This is a genomic window from Marinobacter xestospongiae, assembly GCF_023156385.1.
GTDB lineage: Bacteria > Pseudomonadota > Gammaproteobacteria > Pseudomonadales > Oleiphilaceae > Marinobacter > Marinobacter xestospongiae.
Genome location: NZ_JAKZAK010000038.1, coordinates 23,164 through 33,530, shown reverse-complemented (window position 1 = coordinate 33,530; position 10,367 = coordinate 23,164). Strand labels below are relative to the sequence as shown.

Below are 10,367 nucleotides of genomic sequence, written 5' to 3'. Positions count from 1 at the left end.
AACAAGTTCCCGGCGGTGGATCCGATCCTGGGACCGGAGATGAAATCCACCGGTGAGGTAATGGGCCTGGGCGACAGTTTTGATGAGGCCTTTGCCAAGGCCGCTTTGGCGGTCGGTGAGCGGTTGCCGGAGAAGGGCACTGCGTTCATGTCGGTACGGGATGTGGATAAAGCCGGCGCGGCGGAAGTGGCTCGCGATCTGATCGCCGCCGGCTTCCAGCTGGTTGCCACCACTGGCACGGCCAAAGCTCTGCGCGATGCCGGCATTAAGGTGGAGACGGTCAACAAGGTCCGTGAAGGCCGTCCGCATATTGTGGACGCCATCAAGAATGGCCAGGTTCAGTTGATCATCAACACCACCGAGGGCCGCAAGGCCATCTCTGACTCGGCGCAGATCCGGCAATCGGCTCTGCAGTCGAAGGTTACCTACACAACGACGCTGGCGGGCGGTGAAGCGCTTTGCCGCGCCATTAATTTTGGTCCGGAGCGCACCGTTCGTCGGCTCCAGGATCTGCATGCAGGAAAGTAAGACTATGACAACCCGTGTACCCATGACCAAAGCTGGTGAGGTCAGTCTCCGCGAAGAACTGCACCAGCTGAAAACTGTTGAGCGCCCCCGCGTGATCGAAGCGATTGCGGACGCCCGCGAGCACGGTGATCTCAAGGAGAACGCCGAATACCACGCCGCCCGCGAGCAGCAGAGCTTTATTGAAGGCCGTATCCAGGAAATCGAGGGCAAGCTGTCCTCGGCCCAGGTAATTGACGTCACCACCATGGAGAACACCGGCAAGGTGGTCTTTGGTGTGACGGTTCACCTGCTGAACGTGGATACGGATGAGCAGGTCAAGTACCAGATCTGTGGTGAGGACGAGGCCGACATCAAGGCTGGCAAAATCTCCATTTCATCACCCATCGCTCGCGCCCTGATTGGCAAGAGCGAAGGCGATGTGGTGGCGGTACGGGTACCGTCCGGCACCGTGGAGTACGAGATCGAAGAGGTCGAGCACATCTGAGCATGTGTGTGCAGGTTCTCCGTCGCCGGCGACAGACAGGCCGGCGGTTGGGGAGCCAATAAAAAAACCGGCAGCGGGACAGACCCGGTGCCGGTTTTTTATTGCCGCTGCGGTGGCGTCGATTAACCTTGCTGGCGCAGCAGGTTGGACAGCTTGGGGTTGGGCTTCTTGGCGCGACGCAGGACCACAGCGATCTTGCCAATGGTTTGAACCAGCTCGGCACCGGATTCCGCGCAGAGCGCCGCAATGATTTCCTGGCGCGCCTCGCGATCCGGGTTTGCGACCTTGACCTTGATCAGCTCATGATCGTCAAGAGCTCGGTCCAGCTCCTGCTGGAGGCCCTCGGAGAGGCCTTTGTCGCCGATGATAATCACCGGTTTGAGTGAATGGGCAATGCCCCGGTATGCGCGGCGCTGTTCAGGTGACAGGCTCATGATCAAGTCCTTCAATGGGTGCCATAAAAAACGTCAGCGGCACATCGGCCGTCAAACCCTTATAATCGAGGCATTGTACCAGATCGCATGATCCTGGAAATTGCCGTATCCACCTATCAGTGCGCCGGGAGGTTCTGCTTGGCACGTTCTAAATCCAGTGGCCGTTGGCTTAAGGAACATTTTGACGATGTTTGGGTCAAGAAGTCCCAGGCGGATGGCTATCGCTCAAGAGCCAGTTACAAGCTGGTGGAGCTGGATCAGAAAGATCAGTTGTTCCGCCCAGGGCAGTTGGTGGTGGACCTTGGCGCGGCGCCCGGTGGCTGGTCACAGGTGGCCATGGAGCGGGTCGGCGATCAGGGCACGGTGATCGCCAGTGACATCCTGGCAATGGACCCGATTGCCGGCGTCACGTTTGTTCAGGGCGACTTCACCGAGCAGTCGGTGTTCGACGAATTGATGTCGACTCTGGGTGGGCGTCGCGCAGACGTTGTAATTTCCGATATGGCACCCAATATGAGTGGTATGGCTGCTGTTGATATCCCCAGCGCCATGGGCCTGGTTGAGCTGGCGTTGGATATGGCCAGCCAGGTGCTCAAACCCAATGGGGTGTTTGTGGCGAAGGTTTTCCAGGGTGAGGGCTTTGATCAACTGCTGCAGGACATGCGCGGTTCGTTCAAGACCGTCGTCAGTCGCAAGCCGGATTCTTCCCGCGCTCGGTCCCGGGAGATCTACCAGGTCTGCAAGGGCTTTCGTGGGTAAATAGGCCAACTGTGTCGAGGGTGCCGATTACCCGCCGACAAGATTGGTTACCGACTGACCTTGTCGTTTTACCCGGGCTGACCAAAGGGTAACGAAAAAACCGCCAAGGGCGGATCATACGCGAAGGCCACTTATGGTGGAGCGGCGTATAATTGGTGTAAGGTGTCGATAAAGGCCAGCTTTGCGGCGTTGCCGGCAATGGGGTCTTTCAATTCACAGGTGACGATCCTTGAACGATATGGCAAAAAATCTGGTTCTTTGGCTGATCATAGCCGCCGTCCTGTTGATGGTGTTTCAGAATTTCTCACCCAACCCTACGGGGCAACAGGTAAATTATTCCCAGTTTGTACAGATGGTACAGCAGGGGCAGGTACGTCAGGTGACCATCGACGGCCTGGAAATCCAGGGCACCCGTGGTGATGGTTCCCGCTTCCAGACCATCCGTCCCCAGGTTGCCGACAACAAGCTGATGGACGATCTGCTGGCCAACCAGGTGGAAGTCGTTGGCAAGGAGCCTGAGCGTCAGAGCCTGTGGACGCAGCTTCTGGTTGCGGCATTCCCGATTCTCATCATCATTGCTCTGTTCGTGTTCTTCATGCGCCAGATGCAGGGTGGCGGTGGCGGCAAAGGACCGATGTCTTTTGGCAAGAGCAAAGCCCGCTTGATGAGTGAGGATCAGATCAAGACCACCTTCTCCGACGTTGCCGGGGTCGACGAGGCCAAGGAAGACGTCAAAGAGATCGTTGACTTCCTGCGGGATCCGAGCAAGTTCCAGCGTTTGGGCGGCCGTATTCCAAAGGGGGTGCTGATGGTGGGGCCTCCGGGTACCGGTAAGACCCTGTTGGCCAAGGCCATCGCCGGGGAAGCCAAGGTGCCGTTCTTCTCCATCTCCGGTTCCGATTTCGTTGAAATGTTCGTCGGCGTGGGCGCATCCCGCGTTCGCGACATGTTCGAGCAGGCCAAGAAACAGAGCCCCTGCATCATCTTCATCGACGAGATCGATGCCGTTGGTCGCCATCGTGGCGCTGGTATGGGCGGTGGTCACGATGAGCGGGAGCAGACTCTCAATCAGTTGCTGGTTGAAATGGACGGCTTTGAGGGCAACGAAGGCGTTATCGTCATTGCCGCCACCAACCGTCCCGATGTCTTGGACCCGGCGCTGCTGCGCCCAGGCCGTTTCGACCGTCAGGTTGTGGTCAGCCTGCCGGACATCATCGGCCGGGAGCAGATCCTGAAAGTGCACATGAAGAAGGTGCCGCTGGCGGATGGCATTGAGCCGAGCGTGATTGCCCGCGGTACACCCGGCTTTTCCGGTGCGGACCTGGCCAACCTGATCAATGAGGCCGCGCTGTTCGCCGCCCGCCGCAATCAGCGTCTGGTGTCGATGGAAGAGCTGGAGCTGGCAAAAGACAAGATCATGATGGGTGCCGAGCGCAAGTCCATGGTGATGAATGAGAAAGAAAAGCGGAACACGGCCTACCATGAGGCCGGGCACGCCATTGTCGGACGTCTGATGCCCGAGCATGATCCGGTGTACAAGGTCAGCATTATCCCCCGTGGCCGTGCCCTGGGTGTGACCATGTTCCTGCCGGAAGAGGACAAGTACAGCCATTCCAAGCGTTACCTGATCAGTTCGATCTGCAGTCTGTTCGGTGGTCGGATCGCTGAGGAGCTGACGCTCGGGTTTGAGGGGGTCACCACCGGTGCTTCCAATGACATCGAGCGGGCGACTGGCCTGGCCCGCAACATGGTGACCCGCTGGGGTTTGTCGGAAAAGCTGGGGCCGCTGCAATACGATACCGACAGTGAGGAGCCTTTCCTGGGGCGCTCTGCCGGTCAGAGTCATACGGTCTACTCTCCGGAGACAGCTCAGCGAATCGATGAAGAAGTACGCAATATCATCGATGAATGCTACGAGAAAGCCCGTCAGTTGCTGATCGATAATCGCGATAAGCTGGATCTGATGGCCGATGCTCTGATGAAGTACGAGACCATCGATCGTCACCAGATTGATGACATTATGGAAGGTCGCACGCCGCGACCACCCAGAAGCTGGGGGGATAATGGTCCCAGTGGGGGCGCGGCGGTTGAAGAGCCGGTATCGGAACCAGCCGCTGGCGATGATCGCCAGTCCGGTGGGGTTGGCCGGCCTGCCGGGGAGCACTGACCGGCACCTCGGTGCTGGCTTCCCTGAACGCTGAGAGCAGTACGCACAACGCCGCCCGTCCGGGCGGCGTTTCTGTTTGTTAAGTGGAAATACACGTACGACCATGCCGGGCGGTTGATGAGCTTGCCAGGCGCTTGCTGATCCAAGAGGCTGAGATGGAAATGAACTTTGCCGGCCGGGTGCTGGATATGTCCCGGTGTCATGTCATGGGGATTCTGAATGTCACGCCGGATTCATTCTCCGATGGTGGGCGCTTCAACCGTCTGGACACTGCCCTGGATCAGGCGCGCCGGATGGCGGACGCCGGCGCGGTGTTTATCGATGTTGGCGGCGAATCCACCCGGCCTGGTGCGGCGGAGGTCTCGGAGCAGGAAGAGTTGGATCGGGTCTGTCCGGTGGTTGAGGCAATTGGCCGCGAACTTGAGGTGGTGGTGTCTGTGGATACCAGTTCGCCAGCAGTGATCACCGAGACGGCCCGCTTGGGCGCCGGGCTGATCAACGACGTTCGGGCACTGAGCCGGGACGGTGCCGTTGCGGCGGCTGCGACCAGCGGGCTGCCGGTCTGTCTGATGCACATGAAGGGCAAGCCCCGGGATATGCAGGTTCAGCCACGGTACGACAATGTCCTCCGGGAAATCAGTGCCTTTCTGATGGCGCGAGTAAGGGAGGTGGAAGCTGCGGGTATTGCGCCAGAACAGGTGCTGCTGGACCCAGGCTTCGGTTTTGGTAAGAGCCTGGAGCACAATCTGCAGTTGCTGGCCTCGATGGAACAGTTGCAGGTGTTGGGTTATCCGCTTCTGGTGGGGATGTCACGTAAGAGTATGCTGGGTCACATTACCGGCCGTGACGTGGATGAACGGTTGTCTGCGAGCGTGGCGGTGGCGACAATAGCGGCGATGAAGGGCGCGTCGGTCATTCGGGTGCATGACGTGCCGGAGACGGTAGATGCGGTTAAGGTCGTTGCAGCGATGGAGGAATCGGCACAATGAGCGACAGAAAGTATTTTGGGACCGACGGGATTCGTGGTCGTGTAGGTGAAGCGCCGATTACTCCGGATTTCATGTTGCGGCTGGGCTGGGCGGCCGGCCAGGTATTCAAGCGAGAGGGTCAGCGCAACAGTGTGTTGATAGGCAAGGATACCCGGCTGTCCGGGTATATGTTTGAGTCGGCGCTGGAGGCCGGACTTTCAGCCGCCGGCGTTGATGTGAAGTTGCTAGGCCCCATGCCGACTCCGGCCATTGCCTATTTGACCCGGACGTTCCGGGCATCTGCGGGTATTGTCATCAGTGCCTCCCACAACCCCCACCATGACAATGGCATCAAGTTCTTCTCGGCGGCCGGTACCAAGCTGGATGACGCCCTGGAGGCGGAAATTGAGCGCTGGCTGGATCTCCCCATCCAGGTGGCGGATTCCGCCGATCTTGGGAAAGCCAGTCGTATCGATGACGCGCCGGGGCGTTACGTTGAGTTCTGCAAGAGCACCGTGCCCAATGAGTTCACTCTGGAGGGGGTGAGGTTGGTGCTGGATTGTGCCCATGGGGCGACTTACCACGTGGCGCCCAAGGTCTTTCGCGAGTTGGGGGCCAAGGTTTCAGTCATCGGTGGTGAACCGGATGGTCTCAATATCAACCTGGCGGTCGGTTCCACCAATCTCGACCGCTTGCGGGAGACCGTGCTGGCGCAGGGCGCAGACCTGGGAATTGCTTTTGACGGTGATGGTGACCGGGTGATGATGGTGGATTCGGACGGTGCCGAGGTCGATGGCGATGAGCTGTTGTATATCCTGGCTTCCGAGCGCCAGGCATCGGGCAAACTCAAAGGGGGAGTGGTCGGTACCCTGATGACCAATCTCGGGGTCGAGTTGGCGCTGCAGGAGCGGGGGATTCCCTTTGAGCGGGCGAAAGTTGGTGACCGCTACGTCATGGAATGTCTGGTGAAGAACGACTGGGTACTGGGGGGCGAAGGTTCCGGACACATGGTCATCCGGGATCGTACGACCACTGGCGATGGTATTGTGTCGGCATTGCAGGTGCTGGTGGCCGGCTGGACCTCCGGCTGCTCTCTGAAGGCCTTGCGGGAAGGTGTGAACAAGCTGCCTCAGCATATGGTCAACGTCAGGGTGGCGGAGCGCTTTGATCCGCTGTCCCGGGATGATGTGCGGACGGCGGTCGACCAGGCTGAGCAGGCGTTGGGTGCGAACGGCCGGGTACTGCTGCGGGCTTCAGGCACCGAGCCGCTGATTCGGGTAATGGCGGAAGGTCGGGACGCTGAGCAGATTGGTCGAATCGCGGAAGAGCTGGCGGAGGTGGTTCGCCAGTCCAAGGCGTGAAATTTCGGCGGGCGGTTGTCTGGCAGGGGAGACTGCTGTATAGTTCGGCCTCCCTTGTGTCAGGGGGCTGATATGCGCCAAAAGATTGTTGCTGCAAACTGGAAAATGAACGGGTCCGAAGAAATGGTTCGGACGTTGCTCAAAGATGTAAAATCCGGTGTTGCAGGCCTTGATAAAGGTGTTGAGGTTGTTATTATTCCTCCCTCTCTTTATCTTCGCGATGTGCAGCAGGAAGTTAAAGGCAGTCAGCTTAAGCTGGGAGCGCAGAATGTTGCTCGCTGGCAAGCCGGTGCTTATACCGGAGAAGTGGCTGCAGGCATGTTGAGTGACTTTGATTGTCGCTATGTCTTGGTCGGTCACTCCGAGCGGCGTCAGTTGTTCGCGGAATGCGAAGAGGTCGTCGCCGAGAAACTCCAGCAAGTGCTGGAAGCGAATTTGACGGTCGTGCTCTGTGTTGGTGAAACGCTGGAGCAGCGACAAGCCGGGCAGGCTGAGCAAGTCGTGTGTGAGCAATTGAGCTCTGCACTGATAGGTCTGCGAGGCGAGCAGTGGCAGCAAGTGGTTGTGGCTTACGAGCCAGTCTGGGCAATCGGTACCGGCAAAACGGCAACCGCAGAAGACGCCCAGTCAATGCATGCTGTTATGCGTAAGCAATTGGCAAAGCTGGGTGCGCCCGCAGAGGAAATTACGCTGCTTTATGGTGGTAGCGTAAAGCCCGAAAGCGCAGTCGGACTGTTTCAGCAGCCGGATGTCGATGGTGGCCTGATTGGTGGTGCATCGTTGGTAGCTGCTGATTTTGTCGAAATCTGTAGGGCGCTCGAAGCGCCGGATGCGGTCAACTGATCGCACCAGCTAGATAGACAGAGAGTCGTTATGGAGTGGTTGGAAACACTGGTTGTCGTAGTGCACGTGGTGATCGCCGTCGCTCTGGTGGGTCTGGTTCTGATTCAGCAGGGAAAAGGGGCGGATGCCGGTGCAGCCTTCGGGGGCGGAGCGTCCCAGACGGTATTCGGCAGTCAAGGCAGTGGTAGCTTTCTGACTCGGATGACCACGTTCCTCGCGATCGTGTTCTTTGTGACAAGTTTTTCCTTGGCGATTTTCGCCAAGCAGCGTGCGGAAGTGGCTGTCGATGCTGGCATTCCGGTGGTCGAGGAAGTTTCGGCCGACGCTGAGCAGCCTGCACTTGAAGAGGGTGCGGCTCAAACCGAGGATGCGGCAGGTAATGATCTGCCGGAACTCGAGTAAGTTATTGCCGAAGTGGTGGAATTGGTAGACACGCTATCTTGAGGGGGTAGTGGCGTAAGCCGTGCCGGTTCAAGTCCGGCCTTCGGCACCATCTTAAAACGGTTTGGGTTTCCAAGCCGTTTTTTTTGGTCAGTCCTTGACCAGTGGCGGTGAGGTACTTATACTCCGGCCACGTTCGATGCGGTTTTCCGGTGATTTCGAGCCGGAGCTCGTGATGACAGGCCAGGTGTCTGTCTGCAGGGAGCGCGCAAGCGCAGCTTTCCCTGTACGTTCTTGCAACAAAGGGCCCCAGATTAAGGGGCTTTTTGATTAAGGGGCCTGGCAAATGGCCCTGGTGCATAAAAAGGGCTGATTAACAGCCCTTTTTTTGTTTTAGGGCACAGAAAATGATGGAGACGGGATAACCTTGTCAGCCAAGTTAAGTAAGCTTGAAGAAATGCTGCGGCCTGTAGTGGAAGGGTTGGGGTATGAGTTTTGGGGAATGGAATACCGTTCCCGTGGCCCTCAGCCGATGTTGCGGCTGTTTATCGACGATGCCGAGAACGGTATCGGTGTCGATGACTGTGAGAAAGTGAGTCGCCAGGTGAGCGGCGTGCTGGATGTGGAAGACCCTATCCAGAGTGAGTACACCCTCGAAGTTTCCTCCCCGGGCATGGATCGGCCTCTGTTCCGACTTGAACAGTACCAGGCTTATGCCGGCCACAAAGTCCAGATCCGGCTGCGCATGGCGTTCGAAGGACGCCGTAAGTTCCAGGGCCTGCTCAAGGGCACCGAAGGTGGCGATGTGGTAGTGATCGTGGATGATCACGAGTACCTGTTGCCCTTCGACAGCATTGAGCGCGCCAACATCATTCCGGTATTCAAGTAAGTCGTCTGACTGCGAGTCTATTTCAGGTTAAGGGCAGGGTAATCCAATGAGTAAAGAGATCTTGCTGGTTGTAGAAACCGTCTCGAACGAGAAGGGCGTTGAAAAAGACGTCATCTTTGAGGCGATTGAGCTGGCGCTCGCCACCGCCGCCAAGAAACGTTACGAGGATGAAGAGGCCGATATCCGCGTTTCCATTGACCGCCGTACCGGAGAGTACGAAACCTTCCGTCGTTGGCTGGTGGTGGATAACGACGCGGTTCCTGCTCTGGGTACCGAACTCACGCTGCAGGAAGCGGAAGAAATCGATACGGAGCTCAAGCCCGGTGACCTGCACGAAGAGAAGGTTGAGTCCGTGGCCTTTGGCCGGATTGGTGCCCAGGCGGCCAAGCAGATCATCTTCCAGAAAGTGCGGGAAGCTGAGCGTACCAAGATCGTCGACAGCTATCGTGACCGGGTGGGTGAACTGGTGTCCGGCACCGTCAAGAAGGTGACCCGTGACAACGTCATCGTTGATTTGGGCAGCAACGCCGAAGCGCTGCTGCCCCGTGACCAGCTCATTCCCCGTGAAACTTTCCGCATGGGCGACCGTGTGCGTTCGCTACTGCTGGAAATCCGCACCGATCATCGCGGCCCGCAGCTGATCCTCAGCCGTACCGCGCCGGAGATGCTGATCGAGCTGTTCCGTATTGAAGTGCCGGAAATCGCTGAGGATCTGATCGAGATTCGCGGTGCAGCCCGTGATCCCGGCTCCCGTGCCAAGATCGCCGTCAAGACCAACGACCGCCGTATCGATCCGGTCGGTGCCTGCGTCGGTATGCGCGGCTCACGGGTACAGGCTGTGTCCAATGAGCTCGGCGGCGAGCGCGTCGACATTGTGCTGTGGGACGACAACCCGGCTCAGCTGGTGATCAATGCCATGGCACCGGCGGAAGTGGCTTCCATCGTGATGGATGAAGATCGCAACACCATGGATGTCGCTGTCGCCGAAGACAACCTGGCCCAGGCCATCGGCCGTAACGGTCAGAACGTTCGCCTGGCCAGCGAGCTGACCGGCTGGACCCTCAATGTGATGACTGAGGAAGAAGCCGGCGAGCGTCAGGAACAGGAATACAATCGTCTGCTGAGCCACTTCACGGAAAACCTGGACGTGGACGAAGAGTTTGCCGGAGTTCTGATCGAGGAAGGCTTTACTTCCATTGAGGAAGTGGCTTACGTCCCGATGGAAGAAATGCTGGCGATTGACGGGTTTGATGAAGACACCGTCACAGAGTTGCGTCGTCGTGCCAAGGATGTCCTGTTGAACAAGGCACTGGCCGACGAGGAAGCGCTGGAAGGTCGTGAGCCGGCAGAGGACCTGCTGACGATGGACGGCATGGATCGTGCCCTGGCGTTTAAGCTGGCGGGGCTGGGTGTCCAGACCATGGAAGACCTCGCGGAGCAGTCTGTTGACGATCTGCTCGAAATCGAAGGTATGGATGAAGAGCGCGCTGGCCAGTTGATCATGGCAGCACGTGCGCCCTGGTTTCAGGACCAGGCTTAATCGGGAGGAGGAC

The 10,367-nt window shown here is 58.3% G+C and carries 10 protein-coding genes, 1 tRNA gene and 1 pseudogene; 11 read left to right on the top strand and 1 reads right to left on the bottom strand.

The window, feature by feature from the left end:
- A pseudogene (carB, locus tag MLD24_RS20740) lies at positions 1-528 on the top strand (carbamoyl-phosphate synthase large subunit); the annotation flags it as partial.
- A gap of 4 nt (positions 529-532) precedes the next feature.
- Positions 533-1,012, top strand: a complete 480-nt coding sequence (greA, locus tag MLD24_RS20735) for a transcription elongation factor GreA (protein WP_227173980.1) — start codon at positions 533-535, stop codon at positions 1,010-1,012.
- 122 nt (positions 1,013-1,134) lie between these two features.
- Here the strand turns inward: greA and yhbY are convergent, their stop codons facing one another.
- A complete protein-coding gene (gene yhbY / locus MLD24_RS20730; RefSeq protein WP_228752837.1) occupies positions 1,135-1,446 on the bottom strand; it encodes a ribosome assembly RNA-binding protein YhbY in 312 nt (103 codons plus the stop codon).
- A 138-nt stretch (positions 1,447-1,584) separates the two neighbouring features.
- Between yhbY and rlmE the strand changes: the two genes are divergently transcribed.
- The 9 genes from rlmE (at position 1,585) to nusA (ending at position 10,354) form a co-directional block, all read left to right on the top strand.
- Positions 1,585-2,205, top strand: a complete 621-nt coding sequence (gene rlmE / locus MLD24_RS20725; RefSeq protein ID WP_248169147.1) for a 23S rRNA (uridine(2552)-2'-O)-methyltransferase RlmE — start codon at positions 1,585-1,587, stop codon at positions 2,203-2,205.
- 229 nt (positions 2,206-2,434) lie between these two features.
- On the top strand, positions 2,435-4,372 hold the full coding sequence (gene ftsH, locus MLD24_RS20720) for an ATP-dependent zinc metalloprotease FtsH (protein WP_228752838.1): 1,938 nt from the start codon (positions 2,435-2,437) through the stop codon (positions 4,370-4,372).
- Positions 4,373-4,527: 155 nt separating this feature from the next.
- The gene (folP, locus tag MLD24_RS20715) at positions 4,528-5,361 is read left to right on the top strand and encodes a dihydropteroate synthase (protein WP_248169145.1); all 834 of its coding nucleotides are present in this window, start codon (positions 4,528-4,530) and stop codon (positions 5,359-5,361) included.
- A complete protein-coding gene (glmM, locus tag MLD24_RS20710) occupies positions 5,358-6,701 on the top strand; it encodes a phosphoglucosamine mutase (RefSeq protein ID WP_248169137.1) in 1,344 nt (447 codons plus the stop codon). The genes folP and glmM overlap by 4 nt, the downstream gene beginning before the upstream one ends.
- 72 nt (positions 6,702-6,773) lie before the next feature.
- Positions 6,774-7,544, top strand: coding sequence for a triose-phosphate isomerase (gene tpiA, locus MLD24_RS20705; RefSeq protein WP_248169135.1), 771 nt, complete (start codon positions 6,774-6,776; stop codon positions 7,542-7,544).
- 30 nt (positions 7,545-7,574) lie between these two features.
- Positions 7,575-7,946, top strand: coding sequence for a preprotein translocase subunit SecG (gene secG / locus MLD24_RS20700; RefSeq protein WP_248169133.1), 372 nt, complete (start codon positions 7,575-7,577; stop codon positions 7,944-7,946).
- Positions 7,947-7,952: 6 nt separating this feature from the next.
- Positions 7,953-8,037 (top strand) — tRNA-Leu (locus MLD24_RS20695).
- Positions 8,038-8,352: 315 nt separating this feature from the next.
- Positions 8,353-8,814 (top strand): ribosome maturation factor RimP, encoded by a 462-nt coding sequence (gene rimP, locus MLD24_RS20690; protein WP_227173986.1) that lies wholly within the window; start codon positions 8,353-8,355, stop codon positions 8,812-8,814.
- 46 nt (positions 8,815-8,860) lie between these two features.
- On the top strand, positions 8,861-10,354 hold the full coding sequence (gene nusA / locus MLD24_RS20685; RefSeq protein WP_227173987.1) for a transcription termination factor NusA: 1,494 nt from the start codon (positions 8,861-8,863) through the stop codon (positions 10,352-10,354).
- Positions 10,355-10,367 lie beyond the last annotated feature (13 nt).